Below are 25496 nucleotides of genomic sequence, written 5' to 3' on the forward strand. Positions count from 1 at the left end.
GGCCGGACATGACGGTCGTCGACACGGGCGCCCCGCCGGCGGGCGACGCAGCACCGTCGCCCGCCCGGCGGCCGGCCCGCCGCCGCGGCATCCTCGGCGTCCTGGGCAAGAACCCGGCCGGGCTGCTGTTCAGCACGCCGTACCTGGCGTTCGTCCTGGTGGTGTTCGCGTTCCCGCTGGGCTTCGCGGTGTGGATCTCGTTCCACGACTACTTCTTCGCCGCGCCCGGCGCCGACGTCGACCGCCCGTTCGTCGGCCTCGACAACTACACCTCGGTGCTGAGCGACCCGGACGTGCGCCGTTCGTTCGTCAACATCGGCATCTTCCTGCTCATCAACGTGCCGCTGACGGTGCTGCTGTCGCTGGTGCTCGCGACGCTGCTCAACCAGGTGGTGCGGGCCCGCACGTTCCTGCGGGTCGCCTTCTACGTCCCGTACGTGACGGCGTCCGTGGCGGTCGTGGGCGTGTGGCTGTTCCTGTTCAGCGGGAACGGCCTGGTCAACGAGGTGCTCGGGCCGCTGGCGCCGGATCCGCCGTGGCTGATCAACTCGTTCTGGGCGATGCCGTCGATCGCGTTCTTCGTCACCTGGAAGCAGCTCGGGTTCTACATCCTGCTGTACCTGGCGGCGCTGCAGAACGTGCCGCGCGAGCTGTACGAGGCGGCGGCGACCGACGGCGCCGGGCGGCTGCGGACGTTCCGGTCGGTGACGGTGCCCGCCGTGCGGCCGGCGACGGTGCTGGTGGTGCTGCTGGCGACGATCACCGGCGCGAACCTGTTCACCGAGCCGTACCTGCTGACGGGCGGCGGCGGGCCGAACGGGGCGTCCGCGTCGCCGGTGCTGATCATGTACCAGCGCGGCATCGAGCAGGGCTCGCCCGGCGTGGCCGCGGCCATCGGGGTGATCCTCGTGCTGCTGGTCCTGCTGGTCGCCTGGCTGCAGCGGCGCTTCGTCGGAGGTGGTGAGTCGTGAGGCGCGTGGCCGCGGCGACGGTCGGCCGCTACGTCGTGCTGGGGATCGGCGCGCTGGCGTTCCTGTTCCCCTTCTACTACATGGTCGTCGGGTCCCTGCAGGCCGAGCCCGAACCCACCCCGTCGGGCGCCTTCCCGGACCCGTCGAACCTGACGCTGGACAACTACGCCGCCATCGACGGGCGCATCGACCTGCTGCAGGGGCTGGTGAACTCCGGCATCTTCACCGGCGGCGTGCTGCTCGGGACGGTCGTGTTCGGCGTGCTGGCCGGCTACGCGCTCGCGGTGCTGCAGTGGCGCGGGCGCGGCACGACGTTCGCGCTGGCGCTGCTGGTGCAGGTGGTGCCGTTCCAGCTGCTGATGATCCCGCTGTACGTGCTGATCGCGCGCGACTACGGGCTGGCCGACAGCTACCTGGGCATGATCCTGCCGTTCGCGATCAACTCGACGGCGGTGATCGTGTTCCGGGCCTACTTCCTGCAGCTGCCGCGCGAGCTCTTCGACGCGGCGGCTGTGGACGGAGCCGGCGATCTGCGCACCCTGTGGAGCGTCGCGTTGCCGCTGGTCCGGCCGGTGCTTCTGACCGTCGTGCTGATCACGTTCATCGGGCCGTGGAACGAGTTCCTGTGGCCGTTCCTCATCACCAAGGAGCAGTCGATGCAGCCGCTGGCGGTGTCGCTGGCCAACTACATCGGCAACATCGCTGCGACGGCGGCCAACCCGTTCGGCGCGATCCTCGCCGGCGCCGTCGTGCTGGCGGCTCCCGCCGTCGTCCTGTTCATCGTCTTCCAGCGCTACTTCACCTCCACGAACCTCGATTCCGGAGTGAAAGGCTAGGCATGACCGTCTCCACCGCGATCCCCTACACGCTGACCCGCCTGGGCGTCGTCATGACCCCGCGCGACGGCGACCCGAACGAGGCCGAGGGGGTGCTCAACCCGGCGTCCGGCCGCGGCCCCGACGGCGTCCTGTACCTGCTCCCCCGGCTGGTCGCCGCGGGCAACGTGTCACGCGTCGGCCTGGCGCGCGTGGTCATCGACGACGACGGCGTGCCCGTCGGCGTCGAGCGCGAGGGCGTCGTGCTCGAGCCGGACCGGGCCTGGGAGCGCGGCGTCGCCCACGGCGGCGTCGAGGACCCCCGGGTCACGTACGTCCCGGCGCTCGGGCTGCACGTCATGACGTACGTCGCCTACGGGCCCCTGGGTCCGCGCACCGCGCTGGCGGTGTCGGAGGACCTGCGGTCGTGGCGACGGCTGGGCCCGGTGTTCTTCGAGTACGACGACGACCTCGACGTCGACCTCAACCTGTTCCACAACAAGGACACCGTGTTCTTCCCGACGCCGGTGGTGTCGCCGGACGGGGTCGAGAGCCTGGCCGTGCTGCACCGGCCCATGTGGGACCTCGGCGAGATCCGCCCAGGTCAGGGCGTCGTGCTGCCGCGCGGCGTCACCGACGAGCGGCACAGCATCTGGATCTCGTACGTGCCGCTGGCCGGGGTGCTCGCCGACCTCCGCGCCCTCGTGCACTGGCGCGAGCACCGGTTCCTCGCGGGCCCGGAGTTCCCGTTCGAGGAGCTGAAGATCGGCGGCGGCCCGGCGCCGCTGCGGGTCCGCGAGGGCTGGCTGCTGCTGCACCACGGCGTCACCGGCGTGCTGGCCTCGGGCATCGCGCAGCAGCAGCGGGTCAACTACGCCGCCGGCGCGCTGCTCCTCGACGCCGACGACCCGTCGACGGTGCTGGCGCGGACGCCGTCGCCGCTGCTCGCCCCCGAGACCGACGACGAGCGCAGCGGCATCGTGCCCAACGTCGTCTTCCCCACCGCGATCGAGGAGATCGGCGGCGCGCACTACGTCTTCTACGGCATGGCCGACAGCAAGATCGGCGTCGCGCGGCTGGACCGCACCGACACCTGACCGAAGGGAGCGCACCATGGCGCGGATCGGATGGACGGCGGCCGCTGCTGCCACACTGCTCACGGCGGGGACGCTGGTGGCCACGGCGGCGCCGCAGGCCGGCACCGTCGGGCCGCAAGCCGACACCGTCGAGCCCCTCGCGAACACCGCGCATCTGGACTTCCTGCTCGACGAGGCGTCGCCGGTCGCGGTGGACGGGCACACGACGTACCGGCTGGCCGAGGAGCCGGCGCTGACGTTCCCGTGGACCTACGCCGACGCGCGGCCGGGCGGGATGTTCGAGCGGATCGGCGGCGGCGCGCTGGATCCCGCGACCGGGCACTGGTCGCAGGGCGCCTACAACGCCGACGACGTGTCCCGCGCGGCCGTCGTCTACCTGCGGCACTGGCAGCAGACCGGTTCGTCCGCCAGCCGCGACAGCGCGTACGAGCTGCTGCGCTCGCTCGCCTACCTGCAGACGGTCAGCGGGCCGGACGCCGGCAACGTCGTGCTGTGGATCCAGCCCGACGGCACGCTGAACCCGAGCGCGGAGCCGGTCGAGCTGCCCGATCCATCCGACTCCGGGCCGAGCTACTGGCTGGCGCGGACGATCTGGGCGTTCGGCGAGGGGTACGCGGCGTTCGCGTCCGAAAACACCGAGTTCGCGGCGTTCCTGCGGGAGCGGCTGCGGCTCGCCGTCGACGCCGTCGACCGGCAGGTACTGACGCGCTACGGCGAGTTCACCGTCGCCGACGGGCTGCGGGTGCCGTCGTGGCTCATCGTCGACGGCGCCGACGCGACCGCAGAGGCCGTGCTGGGGCTGTCGGCGTATGTCGCGGCCGCGCCATCCGATGGCGTGGCGCGTGAAGCGCTGCGCAAGCTGGCCGAGGGCGTCGCGGCCATGGGCGGCGGCGACGCGGACTCGTGGCCGTACGGCGCGATCCTGCCGTGGGCGCAGTCGCGGTCGATGTGGCACGCGTGGGGGTCGCAGATGCCGGCGTCGCTGGCCGCGGCGTCGACGGCGCTGTCGTCGCCGTCGCTGCTGCGCCCGGCCGTCGCCGACTCGGCCCGGTTCGTGCCGGTGCTGCTCACGGCAGGCGGGGCCGACAACGGCTGGCTGCCGACGCCGACCGAGCGCGTCCAGATCGCCTACGGCGTCGACTCGCGGCTGCAGTCGCTGCTGGCGGTGTCGGCGGCGACGGGGCGGGCGGCGTTCGACGAGCTCGCGGGGCTGACGGCTTCGTGGTACTTCGGCGCCAACGTGGCCGGTGAGCCGATGTACGACCCCGCGACGGGCGTGACCTTCGACGGCGTCGCGGCCGACGGGACGATCAACCGGAACAGCGGCGCCGAGAGCACGATCCACGGCCAGCTGTCGATGCTCGCACTGGACGCCGCCGGTGACGAGGTGCGGTCGCGTGCCGTGGGGCTGACCTCGGTCGAGGCGCGCGACGGGCTGCGGCTCGTCGAGGCCGAGACGGCGACGTCGACGACCGGGACGGTGCGGGCGCCGTCGGCCGCGTGGACGGGCGAGTCGCTGTGGAGCGGGACGCTGCTCGCCCTGTCGCCCGGGCAGACGGCGACGTTCTCGCTGGGCGCGTCGGACGGCGCGCGGCTGGTCGAGCCGGTGTCGTGGCTGCCGCTGGGCGGCGACGCGCGGACGGCGTGGACGGCGGACGGGCGCGCGGTCGGGACGCTGAGGCACGGTGTCGGAGCGCAGGGACTGACGGCGGTGCCGGGCGCGCTGCTGCCGCAACCGCTGCGCCGGCCGGTGCCGGCCGGGGCCTCGGCGGTGTCGGTCTCGGCGGCGGGCGGTGAGGTGGAGCTGGACGCGCTGCTCGTCCGGCCGGAGGTGTCGCGGCTCGAGCTGACCGGTGACGGCGGGGCCCGGGCGGAGCTGCTGCACTCCGCGGCGTCCTCGCCCCGGCGCGTCCCCGTCGAAGGACCGGGCACGGTGCAGGTCTACGACGGGACCGGCCGCGAGATCGCGTCGCAGTCCATCGGCGAGCGGACGACGATCACCCTGCGCCCCGGCGGCTTCGCGGTGGTCTCGACCGGCTGACGGCGTGCGATGCTGTCGTCGTGGATCCGCTGCGGCCCAACCTCGAGCGGATCCCCGGCGACGGCGACGCGCGGGCGGAGCGGATCCTCCGCGGCCTGCCGAGGCGGATCGACGCGGCCACGGTGGCGGCCCTCGATGACGGCGACGTGCTGGCGCTGGGCCGGTACGGCGCCCGGCAGGTGGTCGTCGCGCTCCGCACCCGCTCGAAGTCCCGGCTGCGCGACGCCCTGACGGCGGCCGCGCTGTCGGAGCGGCTGCGGATGATCGACCCGCGCGACACGATGGTCGCGCTGGCGCCGTTCGTCCATGTCGCCCGTGAGCTGGGGGTGAAGCCGGCGCGACTGTTCGCCGGCGTGGCGCGCCGGCTCCCGAAGGGCGACGTCGCGACGCTGCTGCGAGTCTTCGGCGCCCGCGACGACGTCACCCTGGAGTCGTTCCTCTGGCGGCTCGTCGACACCCCGGACGGCCCGGACATCGTCCCCGCCCCCTGGGGATCCCCGTGATCATCAACCTTTCGTGCTGCCATCACGGCACGAAAGGTTGATGATCACGGGGCAGGGACGGCGGGCGCGCGAAGCGCGACCGCGGGGGCGGACGGCGACGGCGTGCGGGCCGGCCAGAGCGTGGCCCGCAGCCGCATCGGGACCGGCCGCGACCGGAGCACGGCGCGGCGGACGGTGTGCGCGTCGCGGCGCAGCGTCGGGACCGGGTCGGCCCGGGGCGCGTACCGGGCCCGCTCGACCGCCGTCGCGACGCGGTGCAGCGCCGCCCGCGCCTCCGTATCGAGAGCGACCGCCGTGCTGACCCGCGCGACCATCCCGCGCGGCGTGGGCGGGGCCGGCCCGAGTCCGGCGTCGCGCACGGTCAGCCGCACGTCGGTCCAGGCCGCCTCGGCCTCGCGGTGCGGGTCGCCGGCGGCCCACCGCCAGCGCCGTCGGCGGCGGATCGGGGTGGCGGCCGAGCGAGCCACCACCAGGGCGGTCGCGAGCAGCGCGGCGAGGCCGACGGCGGAACCCGCGCCCGGCCGCAGGCTGCCGCCGTCGTCACCCGAGGATCCACCGGCGGCACCGGCCGGCTCCTCGGGCGGGGAGGGCAGCGCGCCGGCACCCGCGCTCGGGCCTGGCGACGGGCTGCCCGACGGCGCCGGCTCGCCCGACGGCGACGGCGGGGGCGACGGGGTCCGGTCCGGCGGGGTGGGGTCGAACGCGACCCAGCCGGTGCCCTCGAACCAGAGCTCGGGCCAGGCGTGCGCGTCGTGGGCGGTGACCAGGCGGGAGCCGTCGGGCAGCGGGTCGCCGGGGAGGAACCCGACCACGACCCGGGCCGGGATGCCGAGCCGCCGGGCCATGACCGCCATGGTCGCGGCGTACTGCTCGCAATAGCCGCGCCGGTCGTCGAGGAACGTCAGCAGCGAGCCGGTGGAGGTTCCGGGGTCGACGGTGTCGGTGTCGTAGACGAAACCGCCGCCCTCGCGGAACCAGGCCTCCAGAGCGCGGGCGGCGTCGTAGTGCGTGGGGGCGTCGCCGACGGCCTCCGTCAGGAACGGGTCGATGCTCTCGCCGACGCCGTCGGGCAGTCGCACCAGCGGCTCGAGCTCGGCGCCGGGCGCCGGGGCGGAGCGCAGCCGGCGGGCGTCGGCCGGGACCTGGGCGATCTGGGCGCGGTACGAGAGGCCGCGCGGGTCGCCGTCGGGCGAGGCGATCTCGAGCGTGTCCGGGTCGGCGTACCACTCCCCCGCCAGGTCGACGTGCCGCGGCGGGTACGGCAGCGGCAGCGACCGCCACGGGTAGTTCTCCGTGACCGTGATGTCGATGGCGGCCAGCGGCGGCTCGCTCCCGAGGCCCGGCGGAGGGGGCAGCCCCTCATCGACCGGCACCAGGGTCGACCCGCTCCCCTGGTGCCAGCGCCAGCCGTCGAACTCGTCGTGGACGGCCACCCGCAGGTAGGCCGGCTCCGGCGCCTGGGTCCGGTATCGCAGCACCGGGAGATTCTGCGGCCGGGTGAGGTTGCGATGCAGGTCGACGATCGGGTTCTCGGCGGGGACGACGGGGCCGCTGCTGCCGCCGTCGCCGCCCGCCGCGAACAGCGACCCGTCGATGACGCCGTCGCCCAGCCCGGGCAGCAGCGCCGGTACGACGACCGCCGCCGACACCGCCGCCAGCCCCACCCTGCGGCCGGTGCGCAACACGGCCGGCCGCGCCCGCTCGTCGTCGGCGCGCACCACCCGGCCCCAGGCGACGACCCGGCCGCGGCCCTCGGCGGCCAGCACCAGCAGGTAGCCGGCCGCGGGCGGGACGAACCAGTACCAGGCGACGCCGTCGGCGAGCACGCCGGCGGCGATGAGGTAGCCGGTCGCCAGCACCGGGCCGGTGTACCCCGCGCGCCGCAGCCCGGCGGCGAGCAGGTCCGCGGCGATCGCCACCACGCCGGCGCACGCGACCAGCAGCACGACGGCGCCGGGCTCGACCGGCAGCGGCGCGCTGTGCGACCGGACGACGTCGATGCCGGCCCGGACGGTGGTCAGGAGGTCGGCGGGCGCGGGCAGCGGCCGGCCGGACGCGAGCACGCTCAGCCACCAGCCCAGGACGACGACCTGCCCGGTCACGACCAGCAGGTCCCCCGACCCGATCCGGCGCAGCGTCCAGCCGGCCAGCGCCACCAGCAGGACGGCCGGCGGCACGGCCAGCGCCCACCGCGGCGACGCCATGAGGCTCAGCAGCGGGGCGGCGGCGAGCAGCGCGGCGAGCGCCGTGACCGTGGTCGTCCGGACCGCACCTGGCACGCCGTCACCCCCTCACTGCGTGAGACGCACGGGAGCCTCGATACGTTGCGTCCGACTACCCGGCCATGCGCCGCCGCACGTCCTTCGTCCGCAGGTAGGCGGCGACGTCGTCGTAGCGCTCGCTGTGGTTGGCGAACTCGATGTAGCCGCGCACCCGGTGCAGCCAGTCCAGTGTGGTGGGCCGCACCACCTCGGCCGCCGCCTCGAGGTGCGCCCCGGACAGCGGCGGCTCCTGGCCGGTCGCCAGTGCCTCGTCGATGACGCGGTCGAGGGCACGTTCGACGACGGCGCGCAGGTCGGCGCCGCTGAACATCGGCGTCCGCGCCGCCAGCGCCCGGAGGTCGACCCCCGCCGTCGGCACGTCGCGCAGCAGCACGTCGACGATGGACGCCCGGGCCGCCTCGTCCGGTGGCGGCACGAAGACGACGCGGTCGAACCGGCCCGGCCGCAGCATCGCCTCGTCGACGTCCCAGGGTGCGTTCGTCGCGGCCAGCACGAGCAGGCCGTCGTTCTCCGACCCGATGGCGTCCAGCTCCTGGAGCAGCACGTCGACCAGACGGCGCGCGTCGGAGCCGCCGTGCTTGTGCCGGGCGAACGCCAGGGCGTCGAGCTCGTCGAGGAACAACACGCACGGTGCGCTGGCCCGGGCCCGCTCGAACGCCGCGTGCAGGTTGCGCTCGGAGACGCCGAGGTACGGGTCCATGACGTCCTCGATGCGGACGTTCACGAACGGCAGCCCGCACTCGCCCGCCGTCGCCCGCGCCAGCAGCGTCTTCCCGCAGCCGGGCGGCCCGTACAGGAGGACACCGCCGCCGGCGCGCCGCCCGTACTTCGCGTAGAGCTCAAGACGGCTGAGCGGCAGGATCACCAGCCGGTGGATCAGCTGCTTGACATCGTCCATGCCGCCGACGCGGTCGAAGGTGGTCGACTCCCTCAGCACCTCGGCCTGCATGGGCGCCGGATCGACACCGCCGGCCGGCACCAGGACCCCGGTGCGCCGGGTGACGATCTCGTCGACCAGCTGCTGCAGCCGCCCGGTGCCCTCGACCACCCCGGCCTGCCGGGCGGCCTCGAGGCAGCCCCGGAGCAACGGCAGCCGTTCCGCCGTCGCCGCCAGCTCGCCGACCGCGACCAGGTGCTCGGCGGGCAGCGCGCCGCGGTCGAGCAGCACGGCGTACTCGTCGAGGGCGCCGACGGCGTCACCCGCGGTCGCCAGCGACTCGGCCAGGATCAGCCGCAGCATGTCGTCGTCGGGCGAGGCCTCGACGGCCTTGCGCAGCGCGGCGATGCGTTCGGTGCTCATCGGCGCGCCCTCCAGTCCAGCCAGCGCCGCAGCACCGGAGGGACCACCCACGAGTACACGCAGAACACCAGCCACACGATGGCCGCGACGAACCCGGCCGGCTGCGGCGCGGCCGCGTTGAGCACCCCGATGACGAGGATCGCACCGAGCCACAGGGCCAGCGGGTTGACGGTGCCGAAGACGGTGAGCGGGCGCATCAGCGGGTGCCGGATCATCCGGGCCTCGCGCGCGGCCTCGAGCAGGGGCGCGTTCCCCGGTTCGTTTGCGGCCGCGCGGGCCAGCGAGCGGTAGGCGGCGTCGTGGTCGCCGGTGGAGTGCGCCGCCGCACCGTGCAGGGCGCGCGCGGCCACGTCGTCGGGGTCACCGGCCAGCGCCTGGGTGGTGTGCCGGTGCATCTCGGTGTGCTTGCCCTGGGCGAAGGCGATGGTGGCGCGGTCCTTGTCGAGCAGCGGATGCTCCGGGTTCTGGGCGGCCGCGCGGTCGGCCAGGGCCGCCGCCTTGTCCGCCTGGCCGGCGTCGACGCAGACCCGGGCGTAGCCGAGCAGCAGGTCCGCGTCGTTGGGCCAGTGCCGCAGCCCTTCGAGGTAGGCGGACTCGGCCTCCTGGAGCCGCCCCAGCTTGCGCAGCGCGTCGCCGATGATCGGGAAGTAGACGCCGACCGGGCCGTGCAGGGCGAAACCCTCGCGGATGACCTCGATCACCTCGGCCCAGCGCTGCTGACCCGACAACGCCACGGCCCGCAGCATGTGCGGCCGCACATCGGTGGACGAGAGGTGCCAGACCCTCTGCAGCTCCTCGAGCGCCTTCTCGGGCCTGCCCCGCTCGATCCAGCCCCAGACCATGCGCAGCTCGGCCGTGCCCGGCCGGCCGGAGTCCGTCGTCTCGGTCACAGCGCACCCGCCAGCGCCACGATGACGAGCACCTCGACGAGGCCCAGTGTGAACACGGCCAGCAGGCCGGGTCCCCAGAGCGAGCCGTACTCGCCGTTGCGCAGGACGAACGCCCGGTCCATGGGCTGTTGGAGCCGGATGAGGAGCAGGATCGCGACGACGGCGACGACGCGCGCGCCGAGCCGGGCCGCGCCGGTGCCGTCGTCGGCCAGCAGCGCACCGACGACCACCGCGGCGACGAACGCCAGCCCGCCCACCAGCATCATGAGCCGCCGTTTGTCGGGCGGAACGCCCAGCCGCCGGGCGTTGACGACGGCGATGGTGGTGGACGCGAGCACGCCACCGAAGAACGCGACGTAGGCCTGCGACGTCAACCGCCAGGGCTTCTCGGACGTGCCGATGAGTCCCTGGACGGTCGGGCGCAGCAGCTCGTCCGACATGTGCCCCCCCCAGTTGGGTCGAGTGACCGAAACGCGCACATCGTAGTGGTATGGGCGGACGCTAGGCTGCGGTCCATGGCAGACGACGGCGACCGGCCCGCGACCGTCGCCGACGTGCACGAGATCGCGGCGGCCATGCCACACGCCACCGTCTACCCCGGCACCGAGCAGAAACCCGTCTACCAGGTGGGCGGCAAGTCGTTCGTGTTCTTCCGCAACCCGCGCCCCGACGCCGTCGACCCGTCGACCGGCGAGCGCTACGACGACGTGATCGTGCTGTGGGTGGAGTCGGAGGCCGAGAAGACGGCGCTGGTGCAGGACGAGCGCACGCCGTACTTCACGACCCCGCACTTCAACGGGCACCGCTCGGTGCTCGTGCGCGCCAGCCGGCTGGGCGAGCTCACCCGCGCCGAGCTGGCTGAGCAGATCCAGGACGCCTGGATCTCGCGCGCCTCGAAGGCCCGGGTGACCGCCTGGCTGCGCGACCGTGGAACGTAACCGATCGGCCTGAGACGATGCCTCGCAGAAGCACGTGCGCGAGTACGACGAGCTGGGCGTTCCGTGCCGGTACGTCGTCGGCGTGGTCGGCGGAGCTGTGGGGGTGCCGCTGCGCGACGGCTGCGCCGACCTCGTGTACACCGGCAAGGGCACGCTCATCTGGCTGACCGACCTGCGGTCGTGGGCTCGCGACGTGGCCCTGTTGCTGCGCCCGGGCGGCACGCTGTTCGCCTACGAGGCGCACCCGGCCGTTCCCCTGCGGACCTGGCACGCCGACGAGCCGCGGATCCGCCCCGACCGCAGCTACTTCGAGCGATGCCCGCCCGGTAGCCCATCTCTGGACTACGCCGGGCGGGTGCCCGATGTAGTTAGCCCTTCGGAATGACACCTGATCAATCGACCGTCAACGGCGGTACGCTGATCGTGGCCGGTGGAGGTGCTGTCACACCGATGATCCCGGCCGGACCCCGGCGCGCTTCTCACTCACTGGGTTCCCGCGCCGGGGTTTCTGCTGCCCGGGCGCGAAGACGGGGTCAGGTCGCGAGGGCGGCCGCGAGCAGGTCGTGGGTGGCGCGGTCGAAGGCGACCAGCCGGATCAGCTCCACCTGCGTCGAAACGGACCGGACGGTGTCGACGGCGATGCGGGCGGCCTGGTCGGGCGGGTAGCCGAAGATGCCGGTCGAGATGGCCGGGAACGCGACCGACCGCGCTCCCAAGGAGTCCGCCACCTCGAGCGACCGGCGGTAGCACGACGCCAGCAGGGCCGCCTCCCCCGCCGAGCCGCCGCGCCAGACCGGGCCGACGGTGTGAATCACGTGGCGGACGGGCGGGTCGAGGTCGAACGCCGGGGTCGCCACGGCGTCGCCCGGATGGCATGGCGCCAGCGCTCCCCCGGCCTCCGCGAGCCGCGGCCCGGCGGCCCGGTGGATGGCGCCGTCGGCCCCGCCACCGCCGCGCAGCGACGTGTTGGCCGCGTTGATGATCGCGTCGACGTCCTCGCGGGTGATGTCGCCCTGCACCACCTCGACCCGAGCCATGATGCCGACCCTAGGACCAGGCCCGCCCAGCTGCCACCGCGTCCTGCACGGCGGCGAGCTGCTCGCGTACCCGCTCCGGCGCCGTCCCGCCGCGCGCGGACCGCGAGGCCAACGATCCCGCCACCGACAGCACCGACCGCACCCCGGGCGTCAGCGACGGCGAGATCTCCACCAGATCGGCGTCCGACAACTCCCACAGTTCCAGACCGCGCGCCTCACACGCCCGCACGCACGCCCCCGCGATCTCGTGCGCCGACCGGAACGGCACCCCCTCGCGGACCAGCCACTCCGCGACGTCGGTGGCCAGCGAGAACCCCTGCGGCGCAAGCTCCTCCAGCCGATCGGGCGCGAACCGAAGCGTCGCCACCAGCCCTGTGAACGCGGGCAGCAGCACGGTCAGCGTGTCGACGGAATCGAAGACGGGTTCCTTGTCCTCCTGCAGGTCGCGGTTGTACGCGAGCGGCAGCGCCTTCAGCGTCGTCAGCAGCCCCGAGAGGTTCCCCACCAGCCGGCCCGCCTTGCCGCGCGCCAGTTCGGCGATGTCCGGGTTCTTCTTCTGCGGCATGATCGACGACCCCGTGGACCAGGCGTCGTCGAGGGTGACGAACGAGAACTCCTTCGTCGCCCACAGGATGATCTCTTCGGCGATCCGCGACACGTCGATGCCGATCATCGCGAACACGAAGGCCGCCTCGGCGACGAAGTCGCGCGACGCGGTCCCGTCGATCGAGTTCTCCGCCGACGTCGAGAAGCCCAGCTCCTGGGCGACGAACAGCGGGTCCAGACCCAGCGACGACCCCGCCAGCGCCCCGCCGCCGTAGGGCGAGGAGTCGGTGCGCCGGTCCCAGTCGCGCAACCGGTCGACGTCGCGGAGCAGGGCCCACGCGTGCGCCAGCAGGTGGTGCGACAGCAGGACGGGCTGCGCGTGCTGCAGATGCGTCCGCCCCGGCATGGCGACCCCGAACTGCGCGGACGCCTGCGCGACCAGCGCGTCGACCACGTCGAGCACCAGCCCGGACACCGTCCGCGCCGACTCGCGCAGGTACATCCGGAACAGCGTGGCCACCTGGTCGTTGCGCGACCGGCCGGCGCGCAGCTTCCCACCCAGGTCGGCGCCCACCCGCTCGATCAGCCCGCGCTCGAGCGCGGTGTGCACGTCCTCGTCATCCGGCGCGGGCGCGAAGGCACCCGACGCGACGTCGGCGGCCAGCCGGTCCAGCCCGTCCAGCATCGCGGCCAGCTCCGACGGCGTCAGCAGCCCGGCCCGCTCGAGCACCGTCGCGTGCGCCTTCGAGCCGGCGATGTCGTACGGCGCGAGCCGCCAGTCGAAGTGCGTCGACTTCGACAGCGCGGCCAGCGCGTCCGACGGACCGCCCTCGAACCGGCCGCCCCACAGTGCACTGCTACTCACTCGTCCTCCGTCATGCCACTCGTCGTTCCTGTTCAGCAAGGGGGACCCGCACGGTCCCCGTGTCGGCGGCCAACTCGCGACGGGCAGCATCGAGGACGGCGGCGCCTGCGGCCAGGACCGATCCCCCGGGCCCGACCAGGCCGTGCGCGCGAGCCAGCTGCCCGGCCAGCAGCAGCGCCTCGGCCAGCGTGACGGTCTCGCCGTCCAGCGCGACCGGACGGCCCGAATCGAACGTGACGGTCATGACGGCGGCGCGGGCACGTTGCCCTCGGCGAGGGCCAGGAACCAGGCGGCCACGCGCTCCCCGCCCGCCGGGTCGGTCGTGATGACGAGGACCGTGTCGTCGCCCGCGATGGTGCCCAACAGGCCCGCGTGGGCTGCATGGTCGATCGCCGACGCGAGGTACTGCGCGGCGCCCGGCGGGGTGCGCAGCACTACCAGGTTGGCCGACGACCGCGCCGAGACCAGGATCTCCTCACACACGCGGACGAGCCGGGCGTCGACGGCGCCCTCTTCCGCCGCGCGGGGGCGCATGTCGCCGCCCTCGCCGGGCAGCGCGTACACGAGCGAGCCGCCGGCGCCGCGGATCTTCACCGCGCCCAGCTCGTCGAGGTCGCGCGAGAGCGTGCCCTGCGTGACCTCGATGCCGCTCTCGGACAGCCGCTCGGCCAGCTCCGTCTGCGACCGGATCGGCGTCTGCGCCAGGATCTCGGCGATCCGGCCGTGCCGGGCCGCGCGGGTGGCCGGCTGCGTCATGCCACGGCCTCCTGCGAGAGCAGCCAGGTCAGCAGCGCCTTCTGCGCGTGCAGCCGGTTCTCGGCCTCGTCCCAGACGGCGCTCGCCGGGCCGTCGATGACCTCGGCCGCGATCTCCTTGCCCCGGTAGGCGGGCAGGCAGTGCAGCACGACGGGGTCAGCGGCGGCGGCCTTCACCGCGTCCGCCGTCAGCGCGAACGGCACGAACGGCGCCTCGCGGTCGCCGGCCTCGGCCTCCTGCCCCATGGACACCCAGGTGTCGGTGGCCAGCACGTCGGCGCCCGCGAACCCGTCCGCGGGGTCGGTGACGTGCGCGACCGAGCCGCCGGTCTGCGCCGCGATCTCGGCCGCCCGCGACAGCACGGCGGCGGCCGGCGCGTACCCCGTCGGCGACGCGATGCGCACGTGCATGCCGGCGGTGGCGCCGGCCAGCAGGTAGGAGTGCGCCATGTTGTTCGCGCCGTCGCCGGCGTAGGTCAGCGTCAGCCCGGCCAGCGTGCCCTTGCGCTCGCGCACGGTCTGCAGGTCGGCGAGCAGCTGGCAGGGGTGGAACTCGTCGGTCAGGGCATTGACGACGGGGACGGCGGCAGCTGCGGCCATGGCCTCGAGGCGCCCCTGCTCGTAGGTGCGCCAGACGATGGCGGCACACTGCCGGTCCAGCACCCGCGCGGTGTCGGCGATCGGCTCGCCCCGGCCCATCTGCGACGTCTGCGCGTCGATGACCAGCGGGTATCCGCCCAGCTCGGCGATGCCGACGCTGAACGAGACGCGGGTGCGGGTGGAGCGCTTGTCGAAGATCACCGCGACGGCGCGCGGGCCCTCGAGCGGCCGGTACGCGAACCGGTCCGCCTTGAGCTCGGCGGCCATGTCGAGGACCTGCAGGTACTCGGCCGGCGACAGGTCGTCGTCGCGGAGGAAGTGCCGGGTCATCGGATCTCCTTCGGGGCCGTCCCGACGGCGTCCAGGATCGCCGGGAGCGCCGCCAGGAACTCGTCGGCCTGCGCGGTGTCGAGGATCAGCGGCGGCGCGAGCCGGATCGTATCGGGAGTGACGGCGTTGACGATGAACCCCGCGCCGAGCGCCTCGCCCAGCGCCTGCGCCGCGACCGGGGCGGCCAGTTCGATCCCGAGCAGCAGACCGCGCCCCCGCACGCCCTTGACCAGCGGGTGGCCGAGCGCCAGCACCTCGGCCCGCAGGTGCGCGCCGACGGTGCGGACGTTCTCGAGCAGGCCGTCGCGCTCGACGGCGTGCAGCACGGCCAGGCCGGCGGCGGCCGCGACCGGGTTGCCGCCGAACGTGGTGCCGTGCGCGCCGGGGCCGAGCAGGTCCGCGGCACGGCCGAGCCCGATGCAGGCCCCGATCGGGAAGCCGCCGCCGAGGCCCTTCGCGACGGTGACGACGTCAGGCACGATGCCCTCGGCGGAGTGCGCGAACCAGTCGCCGCAGCGGCCGATGCCGGTCTGGATCTCGTCGATGACCAGGAGCGTCCCGGTCCGCTCGGTGATCTCGCGCGCGGCCTCGAGGTAGCCGGCCGGCGCCGGGACGACGCCGCCCTCGCCCTGGACCGGCTCGAGGAACACCGCCGCGGTGTCGCCGTCGACCGCGGCCGCCAGCGCCTCGACGTCGCCGAACGGCACGAACGTCACCCCGCCGGGCAGCGGCTCGAACGGCTCGCGGATGGCGGGCTTGCCGGTCAGCGCCAGCGCGCCCATGGAACGGCCGTGGAAGCCGTTCTCGGCGGCGACGACCTTCGTCCGACCGGTGCGCCGGGCGATCTTGAAGGCCGCCTCGTTCGCCTCGGTGCCGGAGTTGGTGAAGAACACCCGCCCGCCCAGCACGGACGCCGTCGGGCCCAGCAGGTCGAGCAGCCGCTCGGCCAGCGCGACCTGCGGTGCGCTGGCGAAGAAGTTCGACACGTGCCCGAGCGTGGCCAGCTGTGCGGTGACGGCCGACACCAGCAGCGGGTGCGCGTGCCCGAGCGAGTTCACCGCCAGCCCGCCGAGCAGGTCGAGGTAGCGCCGTCCGTCGGCGTCCCACACGTAGCAGCCCTCGCCGCGCACCAGCACGCGCTGCGGGCTGCCGAACGTGTTCATCAGCGACTGGTCGTAGCGCGCGGTCCACGCGGCGTTGTTGCTGGCCGCCAGCGAGTCCTCGGTGAGCCCGGGGACCAGCGCGGAGGCCTCGGCCTGATACGTCATGAGGGGATCACCATCGTTCCCACGCCTTCATCGGTGAACACTTCCAGCAGCAGCGAGTTGGGGACCCGGCCGTCGATGATCGTCGCCTCGGGCACCCCGCCCTCGACCGCGCGCAGGCAGGCCTGCATCTTCGGGATCATGCCCGACGAGAGCGACGGCAGCAGCGTCGTCAGCTCGCCGGCCGTGATCTCCTGCACGATCTCGGTGTCGACGGGGTAGTTCCGGTACAGCCCCTCGACGTCGGTCAGCACGACCAGTTTCTCCGCGCCCAGCTCCACGGCCAGTGCGGCGGCCGCGGTGTCGGCGTTGACGTTGTGCACCACGCCGTCGGCGTCGGGCGCGACCGACGAGACGACGGGGATGCGCCCGGCGTCGATGAGGTCGCGGACGGCGTCCGCGTTCACCTGTGCGACGTCGCCGACCAGCCCGATGTCGACCGGCTCGCCGTCGATGATGGCCGACTGCCGCTCGGCGGTGAACAGGCCAGCGTCCTCACCGGACAGCCCGACCGCGAGCGGGCCGTGCGCGTTCATCAGCCCGACGATCTCGCGGCTCACCTGGCCGACCAGCACCATGCGGACGACGTCCATGGCCTCGGGCGTGGTGACCCGCAGGCCGCCGCGGAACTCGCTGGCGATGCCGAGGCGGTCGAGCATGGCGGTGATCTGCGGCCCGCCCCCGTGCACGACGACCGGCTTCAGCCCGGCCAGCCGCAGGAAGACGATGTCGTCGGCGAACGCCCGCTTGAGGTCGTCGTCGATCATCGCGTTGCCGCCGTACTTCACCACGACGATCTTGCCGTGGAACCGCTTCAGCCAGGGCAGCGCCTCGACCAGCACACCGGCCTTCGCCAGTGCCCCGTTCGTGAGCGCCCCGTTCACAGCCGCCGTCACGTCGAGTACGCCGAGTTCTCGTGCACGTAGTCGTGCGTGAGGTCGCTCGTCAGGATCGTCGCCGTCGCCGGCCCGGCATTCAGCTCGACCAGCACGTGCACGTCGCGGCCGGACAGATCGACGTCCGTGGATGGGCGGCCGAACTGGGTGCCGCCGGCGACGCAGACCTTGACGCCGTTCATCGAGATGTCGATCTTCTCGGGCTCGAAGGCGGCCCGCGTGGTGCCGACGGCGGCCAGCACGCGGCCCCAGTTCGGGTCGTTGCCGAAGACCGCGGCCTTGAACAGGTTGCTGCGGGCGACGGAGCGGGCGACCTCGACGGCGTCGTCCTCGCTCGCCGCGCCGACGACCTCGATGGCGATGTCGTGGTGCGCGCCCTCGGCGTCGTGCCAGAGCTGCCGCGCGAGGTCGGCACAGACGGCGGCGACCGCGGCCGTCAGCTCCTCGGCCGGCGGCGTCACCCCGGAGGCGCCGCTGGCCAGCAGCGCGACGGTGTCGTTGGTGGACATGCAGCCGTCGGTGTCGAGCCGGTCGAACGTGCTCTTCGTGGCGGCACGCAGCGCGGCGTCCAGCGTGGCGGCGTCGGCGACGGCGTCGGTGGTGATGACGACGAGCATCGTGGCCAGCGCGGGCGCGAGCATGCCGGCGCCCTTGGCCATGCCGCCAACGACCCAGCCTTCCCCCGACGCGGTGGACTCCTTCGCCACGGTGTCGGTCGTCATGATCGCCGTCGCCGCCGCGGAGCCGCCGTCGGGCGACAGCTCGGCGTGGGCGGCGCGGATGCCGGCCTCGAGGATCGGCCGGTCGAGCGGCTGGCCGATGAGCCCGGTGGAGCAGACGGCGACGTCGAACGCCTGGCCGCCGGTCAGCTCGGCGACGAGCTCGGCGCTGGCGTGCGTGGTCTGGAAGCCCTCGGGGCCGTTGTAACAGTTGGCGCCGCCGGAGTTCAGCACGACGGCGGTCAGCCTCCCGTCGGCGATGGTCCGCTCGCTCCACAGCACCGGGTTGGCCTTGCACCGGTTCGACGTGAAGACGGCGGCGGCCGCGCTGAGCGGGCCGTCGTTGACGACGAGCGCGACGTCGGGCTTGCCGCTGGGCTTCAGTCCCGCGACCACGCCCGCCGCCCGGAAGCCGGCGGCCGCGGTGACGCTCACGGCGCCACCCCCGTCGTCGGCAGGCCGAGTGTCTCGGGCAGACCGAGCGCGAGGTTGGCCGACTGGACGGCGGCGCCCGCGGTGCCCTTGGTGAGGTTGTCGATGGCGGCGACCGCGACCACCCGCCCGGCGGCCTCGTCGACCGTCACCTGGACGTGCGCGGTGTTGGCGCCGAGGACGGCGGCCGTGGTCGGCCACCGGCCCTCGGGCAGCAGGTGGACGAACGGCTCGTCGGCGTAGGCCTGCTCCCACGCGGCCCGCACGCTGCCACCGTCGACGCCGTCGCTCAGTTTGGCCGTCACCGTGGCGAGGATGCCCCGGCTCATCGGGACGAGCGTAGGGGTGAAGGAGAGCGTCACCGGGGTGCCGCCGGAGGCCAGCTGGAGGTTCTGCTGGATCTCGGGGATGTGCCGGTGCACGCCGCCGACCGCGTACGGGCTGGCGGCGCCCATGATCTCGCTGGCCAGCAGGTGCGGCTTCAGCGACTTCCCGGCGCCGGACGTGCCACAGGCCAGCACCGCCACGAGGTCGTCGGGGGCGACGACGCCGGCGGCCAGGCCGGGGGCGAGCGCGAGCGTGACGGCGGTGACGTTGCAGCCGGGGACGGCGATCCGCCGGGCGCCGGGGAGTGCGTCGCGCTGCTTGTGTCCGTCGGCGTGGACGAGCTCCGGCAGGCCGTAGGGCCAGCTGCCGGCGTGCTCGGTGCCGTAGAACCTCTGCCAGGCGGCGGCGTCGGTCAGGCGGTGGTCGGCGCCGCAGTCGAGCACCAGCACGTCGTCGGGCAGCTGCGCGGCGATCTGCGCCGACGCCCCGTGCGGCAGCGCCAGGATCACCACGTCATGCCCGGCCAGCGTCTCGGCCGTCGTCGGCTCGAGGGTCCGGTCGGCCAGCTCGATCAGCTGTGGGTGGTGCGCGCCCAGCTTCTCGCCCGCCTTCGAGTGCGCGGTCACCGTCCCTACTCCGAGTTCGGGGTGCGCGAGCAGCAGGCGCAGCAGCTCGCCGCCCGCATAGCCGCTCGCTCCCGCGATCGCCACAGTCGCTCCCATGCGAATGATTATGCAGAGTCTCGCAAATCCATGCAACGTGGTTCCTGTCACGCAGAAAATCGCGTGCGCCCGCCGATGGGCGTTGGGGACCATGGTGCGATGTCGCCCGTCACCGCGTCCGGAGTCCGCGCCACCTGGGAGTCGCTGCCGGCGGCCGTGCGCGCCGGTGTCGAGGACGTGCTCGGCTCACCGGTGGTCGCCGCCGTCAACCAGTCCGGCGGCTTCTCCCCCGGCCTGGCCGCGCGCGTGCGCTGCGCCGACGGCGGCCGGGCGTTCGTCAAGGCGGTCGGCACGCCGCTCAACCCGGAGTCGCCGGACATCCACCGGCGCGAGGCCGTGGTCACCGCGGCCCTGCCCGACGGCGTGCCGGTCCCGCGGCTGCGGGGCACGTTCGACGACGGCGACTGGGTCGCCCTGGTCTTCGACGAGGTCGACGGCAGGATGCCGCACGAGCCGTGGCGGCCGGACGAGCTGAGCGTCGTGGTCCGCGCGGTGACGGAGCTGTCGCGGTCGCTGACGCCGTGCCCGGTGCCGTCGCCGCTGGTCGCGGCCGACGAGGTCGGCGACATCATGCTGGGCTACCGGGAGCTCGCGGCCGACCCGCCCGCCGACCTCGACCCGTGGGAGCGCCGGCACCTCGACCAGCTGGCCGACCTGGCCGCGTCCGCGCTGGACGTCGTCGACGGCGACACGCTGGTCCACTTCGACCTGCGCGCCGACAACGTGCTGCTGTCCGGCGACGACGTGTGGTTCGTGGACTGGCCGTGGGCGTTCCGGGGCGCGGCGTGGATCGACTCGGTGATGCTGCTGAAGAACGCGGCGTTCCACGGCCACGATCCCGAGCCCTACCTGCAGGACCACCCGCTGCTCGCGGACGTCGACCCGTGGCACGTGACGGCGTTCGTGGCCGGCATGGCCGGGTTCTTCGGCTCGAGTGGCCGGCGGCCGGCGCCGCCCGGGCTGCCGACGCTGCGCGCCTTCCAGCTCGCCCAGCACGCGACGACGCTCGCCTGGGTCCGCCGGCGCACCGGCTGGGAGTGACTCGTCAGCGGGACGCGACCAGCTTGGCCGGGACGACGCGCACAGGGTACGGCTGAGTGAGTTCGAGGGCGTCGATGCCGCTGGCACGGCCGACCTCGGCATAGGCGCCGTCGCGCAGCTCCCAGGCCGTGATGGACGGTTCCTCCGGGTCGACGACCCAGTACGACGCCGTGCCGGCGGCCTCGTAGCGAGACCGCTTCAGCAGCAGGTCGTACCGCCGGGTGGACGGCGACAGCACCTCGACCGCCAGCAACGGCGCCGTCGGCAGATCCCGCTCGGTGTAGTCGTCGGCACGGGCGACGAGCAGGTCCGGTTCGAGCACTGTGTCGTCGCTCAGCGCGACGTCGAACGGCGCCGCTATGGCCTCGAACCCGCTCGGGCAGGCGTCGTCGAGCAGTCGCCAGAGTCGTAGGGTCGCGCGTTGATGCCGCCGCGCCGGTGCGGGCGTCACGAGCAGCACCCCGTCGAGGAGTTCGTGCCGCCGCCCGTCATCGGGCATCGCGTCCAGCTCGGCCCGGGTGATCGGCCCCGGGTTGAGCGGCGGCAGCTCGTCGCTGCGCGGAACGGTCATGACCACCATCGTGCCTCCTGTTCGTCACGACCGCCAACGCTGCCACGCGACGCCTCGCGGCGCGAATCGCTATCCACAGGGCTGTGGATAACTCAGCGGAGGGGGTCGTCCGGGCCGGCGGTGGGGAGGCGGAGGGTCCGCGCGTCGCGGGCGAGGATCTCGTCGCGCAGCGCCAGCAGCGACTCCGGGGTGTCGGTGCCGGCGCGGAAGAACCGTCCGCCCAGGTCGTCCAGGACGCCGTCGCCGATGGCTGCGACGAGGTCGACGACGTCCGATGGCGCCGTCCACTCGGTGCGGCCGGCGTGCATGGGCATCGAGGTCGTCATCTCGGTCTCGACGTGGCCGGGCGCGAGGTCGAACGCCCGCACGCCCCGCGACCGGTACTGCAGGTCGAGCAGCCCGGTGAACCGGGCCAGCGCGCCCTTCGAGATCGCGTACCCCGTGTAGATCTCCGCCGACCGGTACCCCAGGCCGCTGTTGAGGTTGACGACCCGCCCGCCGCCACCGGCCAGCATGACCGGCAGGACGGCGTGCGTCACCAGCAGCGGACCGCGCACGTTGACCTCGACGGAGCGCCAGCTGTCCTCGACGTCGGTGTCGAGGAACGGCGCCTCGGCCGACTCGATGACACCGGCGTTGTTGACCAGCAGGTCGATGCGGTCGAGGCTGCCGGCCAGCGCCCGCACGGCCTCCGCCACGTCGGCCCGGTCGGTGACGTCGGCCGTGATGCCGACCGCCGCCACGCCGTGCGACCGGCACTCGGCCACGGCATCGTCGAGCCGGGCCCGGTCGCGTGCGACGAGGCCGACCGACACCCCGTGCGCGGCCAGCCCGACGGCGAGCGCCCGGCCGATCCCCCGGCTCGCACCGGTGATCACCGCCGTGCGGGCCGCGGGCACCCCGGCCGGAACGCCGTCCGTCATGCGCCGCGCAGGACCGCGCCGGTCCGCTCGGCGGCCGCGGCGACGGCGGCGTCGCGGGCGGCGGTGGTCTCCTCGACGGTGAGCGTGCGGTCGGGCGCGCGGAACCGCAGCGCGTAGGCCAGCGACTTCTTGCCGTCGCCGAGCTGCGCACCGGTGAACACATCGAACAGCCGCACCGACTCGAGCAGCTCGCCGGCGCCGGAACGCAGCGCGTCCTCGACGTCGGCGGCCGCCACCGACACGTCGACGACCAGCGCGACATCCTGCGTGGCGACCGGGAAGGTCGACACCGCGGGAGCCTGCACCGGCGCCTCGGTCAGCTCGCCCAGCCCGCCAGGGAAGAACCGCTCCAGCTCGAGCTCCATGGCGGCCGTCCGCTCCGGCAGGCCCAGCGCCGCGACGACCCGCGGGTGCAGCTCGCCGGCGTGCCCGACCAGGGTGTCGCCGACATACAGCGCGGCGCAGCGGCCCGGGTGCCAGGGCGCGTGCTCGTCCTTCTCGACCCGCAGCGTCACGCCCGCGGCCCGGGCGACGACCCTCGCGGCCTCGACGGCGTCGGCCCAGCTCGCCGCTCGGCCCGCGCCCCACCAGCCGGTCGGCTCGCGGTCGCCGGCCAGCGCGACGGCGACCCGGCGCGGCTGTGACGGGACGGCGGCCAGCAGCTCGGCGAGCTCGGCGTCGGTGGGACGGCGGTCGACCGGCAGCCGCGGTGGCACTGGCAGCGCGCCGGGAGACGGCCGGAAGACCAGTCCCGCCTCGAAGACGGCCACGTCGACCGACCCGCGCCCCGCGTTGCGCCGCAGCGTGGCCAGCAGGCCGGGCAGCAGCGTCGTGCGCAGCAGCGGCTGCTCCTCGGAGATCGGGTTGGCCAGCCGCAGCGCGACCCGTCGTGCGTCGTCGGCCGGGAAGCCGAGCGCGTCGAAGTCGGCCTCGCCGACGAACGGGTACGACGGCGCCTCGACGTAGCCCGCCGCGGCGACCGCGCGCTCGACCCGCCGGCGCAGCCGCTGCGACGGCGTGATGCCACGCCCGGCCGGGGCGACCGGCAGCACCGACGGCACCGCGTCGTAGCCGTGCAGCCGCGCCACCTCTTCGACCAGGTCGTACGGGTCGGTGAGGTCGGGCCGCCAGGTCGGGGGCACGACGGCGATCCGATCGCCGGCCGCCGGGGACACCGTCGCGCCCACGGCCGTGAGCAGCGACGTCACCTCGTCGGCCGGATAGTCCACGCCCGCGATCCGGGCCGGCAGCGACACCGGGATCTCGATCGGCGACGGCGACGGCACCGCGCCGGCGACCGTCAGCCCCGGCTCCTCGACCGCACCGCCGAGCGACACCAGCAGGTCGACGACCCGCTGGGCCGCAACCGACGGCAGCGCCGGGTCGACGCCGCGCTCGAACCGCTTGGACGCCTCGCTGGGCAGCTTGTGCCGGCGCGCTGTGCGGGCGATGCCGGTGGGCTCGAAGTGGGCCGCCTCGACGACGACCGCCGTGGTGGCGTCGCTGAGCTCCGTCGAGCCGCCGCCCATGACGCCGGCCAGGCCGATGGGCCCGGAGTCGTCGGTGATGAGCAGGTCGTCGGCGTCCAGCGCCCGGACCGCGCCGTCGAGCGTCGTCAGCTTCTCCCCCGCCACCGCGCGGCGCACGACGATCGGGCCGCGCAGCGCGTCGCGGTCGTAGCCGTGGATCGGCTGGCCCAGCTCGAGCATGACGTAGTTGGTGATGTCGACGGCCAGCGAGATGGGCCGCATGCCGGCCAGCTGGACCCGGCGCTGCAGCCAGCGCGGGCTCGGGGCGGACGGGTCGAAGCCGGTGACCGTCCGGGCCGCGAACACGGGACACCGCAAGGCGTCCTCGACCACGACGGGGTACCCGTCGTCGCCCGTCGTCGAGAGTTCAGCGCGCACGCCCGGGTCCGTGAACGGCACCCCGAACGCCGTCGCCGCCTCACGCGCCACGCCGCGGACCGACAGGCAGTAGCCGCGGTCGGGCGTGACAGCGATGTCGAGGACGTCGTCGCGCAGGTGCAGCAGCTCGATCGCGTCGTCGCCCGGCGCGGCCTCGTCCGGCTGCAGCACGATGATGCCGGCGTGGTCGTCGCCCAGCCCCAGCTCTCGGGCGGAGCAGATCATGCCGTCGGACGTGTGCCCGTAGGTCTTGCGTGCGGCGATGGCGAACCCGCCGGGCAGCACGGCGCCCGGCAGCGACACGACGACGAGGTCGCCGGCGGCGAAGTTGTGCGCGCCGCAGACGATGCCGCGCGGCTCCGCCTCGCCGACGTCGACCGAGCACCAGCGGATGGTCTTGCCGTTCTTCTGCGGCTCGTCGGCGAACTCGAGCACCCGGCCGACGACCAGCGGTCCGACCAGGTCGGCGCCCGCCTCGTCGACGGTCTCGACCTCGAGGCCGGCCCGGATCAGCCGGGTGGCGACGTCGCGCGGGCTGACGCCGTCGGGCAGCGGGGCGTACTCGCGCAGCCAGCTCAGGGGGACGCGCATCAGATCTCCATCCCGAAGGCCGCGGCGAACCGGACGTCGCCCTCGACCATGTCGTGCATGTCGGCGATGCCGTGGCGGAACATCAGCGTCCGCTCGAGGCCCATGCCGAACGCGAAGCCGGTGTACCGCTCGGGGTCGACGCCGCAGGCCACCAGCACGCGCGGGTTGACCATGCCGCAGCCGCCCCACTCGATCCAGCCCTCGGACCCGCAGGTGCGACACGGGTTGTCGGGGTCGCCTACCGACGCGCCGCGGCAGACGAAGCACTGCAGGTCCATCTCGGCGCTGGGCTCGGTGAACGGGAAGTACGACGGGCGCAGCCGCGTGGTGATGCCGGCGCCGAACATCGACGAAGCGAAGTGGTCGAGCGTGCCCTTGAGGTGCGCCATGGTCAGGCCCTCGTCGATGGCCAGGCCCTCGACCTGGCTGAACACCGGCGTGTGCGTGGCGTCGAGCTCGTCGGTGCGGAACGTGCGGCCCGGGCAGATGACGTAGATGGGCGGCGTCCGCGTGAGCATCGACCGCGCCTGCACCGGCGACGTGTGCGTGCGCAGGACCAGCCCGGAGTCCTCGTTCTCGACGAAGAAGGTGTCCTGCATGGTCCGCGCCGGGTGGTCGGGGCCGATGTTGAGGGCGTCGAAGTTCAGCCACTCGGCCTCGACCTCGGGTCCCTCGGCGACCTCCCAGCCCATGGCGACGAAGACGTCGGCGACCCGCTCCTGGATGGTCGTCAGCGGGTGCCGGGCGCCCTGCGGCGCGCGGTCCCACGGCAGCGTGACGTCGACGGCCTCCTCGACCAGCACCCGCTCGTCGCGCTCGGCCTCGAGCGCCGTCTGCCGCTCGGCGAGGGCGGCGGCGACGTCGCGGCGCGCGGTGCCGACCCGCTGGCCGACCTCCTTGCGGGCGGCCGGCGGCAAGGCGCCGATCTCGCGGTTGGCCAGCGCCAGCGGCGACCGGTCGCCGGTGTGGGCGAGCCGGGCCTCCTTCAGCGCGTCGAGGTCGCCGGCCGCGGCGAAGGCGGCCAGGGCATCGGACACCATGCGCGCGACCTGGTCGGGGTCGAGCGGGGTCACCTGGACTGGGTCGTAGTCGCTGTTGGGCGCGGACATGTTCCTCGTCTACTCACGCGGGG

25 protein-coding genes are annotated in these 25496 nt (G+C 74.1%); 8 read left to right on the forward strand and 17 right to left on the reverse strand.

All coding sequences use genetic code 11. The features are described 5' to 3' along the window. The first annotated feature begins 8 nt into the window (after positions 1-8). The 5 genes from HD601_RS29920 to HD601_RS29940 are packed head-to-tail and all read left to right on the forward strand — an operon-like array spanning position 9 to position 5427. Positions 9-971: a carbohydrate ABC transporter permease gene (locus tag HD601_RS29920; protein ID WP_184828209.1), complete on the forward strand. Its 963-nt coding sequence runs from the start codon at positions 9-11 to the stop codon at positions 969-971. Next, positions 968-1807, forward strand: a complete 840-nt coding sequence (locus tag HD601_RS29925; RefSeq protein WP_221441435.1) for an ABC transporter permease subunit — start codon at positions 968-970, stop codon at positions 1805-1807. The genes HD601_RS29920 and HD601_RS29925 overlap by 4 nt, the downstream gene beginning before the upstream one ends. Before the next feature lie 2 nt (positions 1808-1809). After that, entirely contained in the window at positions 1810-2883 is a 1074-nt protein-coding gene (locus HD601_RS29930) for a glycoside hydrolase family 130 protein (protein ID WP_184828211.1), read from the forward strand. Positions 2884-2899: 16 nt separating this feature from the next. After that, positions 2900-4924, forward strand: a complete 2025-nt coding sequence (locus HD601_RS29935; protein ID WP_184828213.1) for a hypothetical protein — start codon at positions 2900-2902, stop codon at positions 4922-4924. Between the two features lie 20 nt (positions 4925-4944). Then, a complete protein-coding gene (locus tag HD601_RS29940) occupies positions 4945-5427 on the forward strand; it encodes a hypothetical protein (protein WP_184828215.1) in 483 nt (160 codons plus the stop codon). A gap of 44 nt (positions 5428-5471) precedes the next feature. Here the strand turns inward: HD601_RS29940 and HD601_RS29945 are convergent, their stop codons facing one another. The 4 genes from HD601_RS29945 to HD601_RS29960 are packed head-to-tail and all read right to left on the reverse strand — an operon-like array spanning position 5472 to position 10339. Continuing rightward, the gene (locus HD601_RS29945) at positions 5472-7706 is read right to left on the reverse strand and encodes a transglutaminaseTgpA domain-containing protein (protein WP_184828217.1); all 2235 of its coding nucleotides are present in this window, start codon (positions 7704-7706) and stop codon (positions 5472-5474) included. A 55-nt stretch (positions 7707-7761) separates the two neighbouring features. After that, positions 7762-9009, reverse strand: coding sequence for an ATP-binding protein (locus HD601_RS29950; RefSeq protein ID WP_184828219.1), 1248 nt, complete (start codon positions 9007-9009; stop codon positions 7762-7764). Beyond that, positions 9006-9899: a tetratricopeptide repeat protein gene (locus HD601_RS29955; RefSeq protein WP_184828221.1), complete on the reverse strand. Its 894-nt coding sequence runs from the start codon at positions 9897-9899 to the stop codon at positions 9006-9008. Before HD601_RS29955 ends, HD601_RS29950 begins: the two co-directional genes overlap by 4 nt. Beyond that, positions 9896-10339, reverse strand: coding sequence for a hypothetical protein (locus HD601_RS29960; protein ID WP_184828224.1), 444 nt, complete (start codon positions 10337-10339; stop codon positions 9896-9898). The genes HD601_RS29955 and HD601_RS29960 overlap by 4 nt, the downstream gene beginning before the upstream one ends. Positions 10340-10414: 75 nt before the next feature. On the opposite strand from HD601_RS29960, the gene HD601_RS29965 reads away from it, so the two are divergent. Together HD601_RS29965 and HD601_RS29970 are read left to right on the forward strand one after the other, a co-directional pair. Continuing rightward, positions 10415-10837, forward strand: a complete 423-nt coding sequence (locus tag HD601_RS29965) for an MmcQ/YjbR family DNA-binding protein (RefSeq protein ID WP_184828225.1) — start codon at positions 10415-10417, stop codon at positions 10835-10837. A 34-nt stretch (positions 10838-10871) separates the two neighbouring features. Next, positions 10872-11222 carry a class I SAM-dependent methyltransferase gene (locus HD601_RS29970; protein ID WP_184828227.1) on the forward strand — a complete coding sequence of 117 codons (351 nt, stop codon included), beginning with the start codon at positions 10872-10874 and terminating at the stop codon, positions 11220-11222. Between the two features lie 148 nt (positions 11223-11370). Here HD601_RS29970 and HD601_RS29975 read toward each other — a convergent pair whose 3' ends face one another. From HD601_RS29975 to argC, 9 genes are read right to left on the reverse strand one after another with little or no spacing between them, the layout of a single operon-like run. After that, positions 11371-11874, reverse strand: a complete 504-nt coding sequence (locus tag HD601_RS29975) for an O-acetyl-ADP-ribose deacetylase (protein ID WP_184828229.1) — start codon at positions 11872-11874, stop codon at positions 11371-11373. Between the two features lie 10 nt (positions 11875-11884). Beyond that, positions 11885-13285 (reverse strand): argininosuccinate lyase, encoded by a 1401-nt coding sequence (gene argH, locus HD601_RS29980; protein ID WP_343076461.1) that lies wholly within the window; start codon positions 13283-13285, stop codon positions 11885-11887. 10 nt (positions 13286-13295) lie between these two features. Then, entirely contained in the window at positions 13296-13529 is a 234-nt protein-coding gene (locus HD601_RS29985; RefSeq protein WP_184828234.1) for a hypothetical protein, read from the reverse strand. Further along, positions 13526-14041: an arginine repressor gene (locus HD601_RS29990; RefSeq protein ID WP_184828236.1), complete on the reverse strand. Its 516-nt coding sequence runs from the start codon at positions 14039-14041 to the stop codon at positions 13526-13528. Before HD601_RS29990 ends, HD601_RS29985 begins: the two co-directional genes overlap by 4 nt. Then, positions 14038-14970: an ornithine carbamoyltransferase gene (gene argF, locus HD601_RS29995; protein ID WP_184828238.1), complete on the reverse strand. Its 933-nt coding sequence runs from the start codon at positions 14968-14970 to the stop codon at positions 14038-14040. The genes HD601_RS29990 and argF overlap by 4 nt, the downstream gene beginning before the upstream one ends. Continuing rightward, complete coding sequence (locus HD601_RS30000; protein ID WP_184828240.1) at positions 14967-16238, reverse strand: acetylornithine transaminase; 1272 nt, start codon at positions 16236-16238, stop codon at positions 14967-14969. The genes argF and HD601_RS30000 overlap by 4 nt, the downstream gene beginning before the upstream one ends. Further along, positions 16235-17131 carry an acetylglutamate kinase gene (gene argB, locus HD601_RS30005; RefSeq protein WP_343076462.1) on the reverse strand — a complete coding sequence of 299 codons (897 nt, stop codon included), beginning with the start codon at positions 17129-17131 and terminating at the stop codon, positions 16235-16237. The genes HD601_RS30000 and argB overlap by 4 nt, the downstream gene beginning before the upstream one ends. Then, on the reverse strand, positions 17128-18285 hold the full coding sequence (argJ, locus tag HD601_RS30010; RefSeq protein WP_184828243.1) for a bifunctional glutamate N-acetyltransferase/amino-acid acetyltransferase ArgJ: 1158 nt from the start codon (positions 18283-18285) through the stop codon (positions 17128-17130). Before argJ ends, argB begins: the two co-directional genes overlap by 4 nt. Next, positions 18282-19331, reverse strand: a complete 1050-nt coding sequence (gene argC, locus HD601_RS30015; RefSeq protein WP_184828245.1) for an N-acetyl-gamma-glutamyl-phosphate reductase — start codon at positions 19329-19331, stop codon at positions 18282-18284. The genes argJ and argC overlap by 4 nt, the downstream gene beginning before the upstream one ends. A gap of 99 nt (positions 19332-19430) precedes the next feature. Here argC and HD601_RS30020 point away from each other — a divergent pair, with 99 nt between their 5' ends. Continuing rightward, the gene (locus tag HD601_RS30020; RefSeq protein WP_184828247.1) at positions 19431-20372 is read left to right on the forward strand and encodes a phosphotransferase family protein; all 942 of its coding nucleotides are present in this window, start codon (positions 19431-19433) and stop codon (positions 20370-20372) included. 4 nt (positions 20373-20376) lie between these two features. Here HD601_RS30020 and HD601_RS30025 read toward each other — a convergent pair whose 3' ends face one another. The 4 genes from HD601_RS30025 to pheS all read right to left on the reverse strand — a co-directional run bounded on the left by HD601_RS30025 (position 20377) and on the right by pheS (position 25473). Beyond that, on the reverse strand, positions 20377-20943 hold the full coding sequence (locus tag HD601_RS30025; protein WP_184828249.1) for a Uma2 family endonuclease: 567 nt from the start codon (positions 20941-20943) through the stop codon (positions 20377-20379). Positions 20944-21035: 92 nt separating this feature from the next. Further along, complete coding sequence (locus tag HD601_RS30030) at positions 21036-21866, reverse strand: SDR family NAD(P)-dependent oxidoreductase (RefSeq protein ID WP_184828251.1); 831 nt, start codon at positions 21864-21866, stop codon at positions 21036-21038. Beyond that, a complete protein-coding gene (pheT, locus tag HD601_RS30035) occupies positions 21863-24364 on the reverse strand; it encodes a phenylalanine--tRNA ligase subunit beta (RefSeq protein ID WP_184828252.1) in 2502 nt (833 codons plus the stop codon). The genes HD601_RS30030 and pheT overlap by 4 nt, the downstream gene beginning before the upstream one ends. Next, complete coding sequence (gene pheS, locus HD601_RS30040; RefSeq protein WP_184828254.1) at positions 24364-25473, reverse strand: phenylalanine--tRNA ligase subunit alpha; 1110 nt, start codon at positions 25471-25473, stop codon at positions 24364-24366. The genes pheT and pheS overlap by 1 nt, the downstream gene beginning before the upstream one ends. Positions 25474-25496: the final 23 nt, after the last annotated feature.

The sequence above is a fragment of the Jiangella mangrovi genome (assembly GCF_014204975.1).
GTDB classification, from domain to species: Bacteria; Actinomycetota; Actinomycetes; order Jiangellales; family Jiangellaceae; genus Jiangella; species Jiangella mangrovi.

Excerpts from the sequence above, each read along its gene's own strand:
- HD601_RS29920 (WP_184828209.1), top strand. The coding sequence starts at position 9 with ATGACGGTCGTCGACACGGGCGCCCCGCCGGCGGGCGACGCAGCACCG.
- HD601_RS29930 (WP_184828211.1), top strand. The coding sequence starts at position 1,810 with ATGACCGTCTCCACCGCGATCCCCTACACGCTGACCCGCCTGGGCGTC.
- HD601_RS29935 (WP_184828213.1), top strand. The coding sequence starts at position 2,900 with ATGGCGCGGATCGGATGGACGGCGGCCGCTGCTGCCACACTGCTCACG.
- HD601_RS29950 (WP_184828219.1), bottom strand. The coding sequence starts at position 9,009 with ATGAGCACCGAACGCATCGCCGCGCTGCGCAAGGCCGTCGAGGCCTCG.
- HD601_RS29960 (WP_184828224.1), bottom strand. The coding sequence starts at position 10,339 with ATGTCGGACGAGCTGCTGCGCCCGACCGTCCAGGGACTCATCGGCACG.
- HD601_RS29965 (WP_184828225.1), top strand. The coding sequence starts at position 10,415 with ATGGCAGACGACGGCGACCGGCCCGCGACCGTCGCCGACGTGCACGAG.
- HD601_RS29975 (WP_184828229.1), bottom strand. The coding sequence starts at position 11,874 with ATGGCTCGGGTCGAGGTGGTGCAGGGCGACATCACCCGCGAGGACGTC.
- HD601_RS29985 (WP_184828234.1), bottom strand. The coding sequence starts at position 13,529 with ATGACCGTCACGTTCGATTCGGGCCGTCCGGTCGCGCTGGACGGCGAG.
- HD601_RS29990 (WP_184828236.1), bottom strand. The coding sequence starts at position 14,041 with ATGACGCAGCCGGCCACCCGCGCGGCCCGGCACGGCCGGATCGCCGAG.
- argF (WP_184828238.1), bottom strand. The coding sequence starts at position 14,970 with ATGACCCGGCACTTCCTCCGCGACGACGACCTGTCGCCGGCCGAGTAC.
- HD601_RS30000 (WP_184828240.1), bottom strand. The coding sequence starts at position 16,238 with ATGACGTATCAGGCCGAGGCCTCCGCGCTGGTCCCCGGGCTCACCGAG.
- argC (WP_184828245.1), bottom strand. The coding sequence starts at position 19,331 with ATGGGAGCGACTGTGGCGATCGCGGGAGCGAGCGGCTATGCGGGCGGC.
- HD601_RS30020 (WP_184828247.1), top strand. The coding sequence starts at position 19,431 with ATGTCGCCCGTCACCGCGTCCGGAGTCCGCGCCACCTGGGAGTCGCTG.
- HD601_RS30025 (WP_184828249.1), bottom strand. The coding sequence starts at position 20,943 with ATGACCGTTCCGCGCAGCGACGAGCTGCCGCCGCTCAACCCGGGGCCG.
- HD601_RS30030 (WP_184828251.1), bottom strand. The coding sequence starts at position 21,866 with ATGACGGACGGCGTTCCGGCCGGGGTGCCCGCGGCCCGCACGGCGGTG.
- pheT (WP_184828252.1), bottom strand. The coding sequence starts at position 24,364 with ATGCGCGTCCCCCTGAGCTGGCTGCGCGAGTACGCCCCGCTGCCCGAC.
- pheS (WP_184828254.1), bottom strand. The coding sequence starts at position 25,473 with ATGTCCGCGCCCAACAGCGACTACGACCCAGTCCAGGTGACCCCGCTC.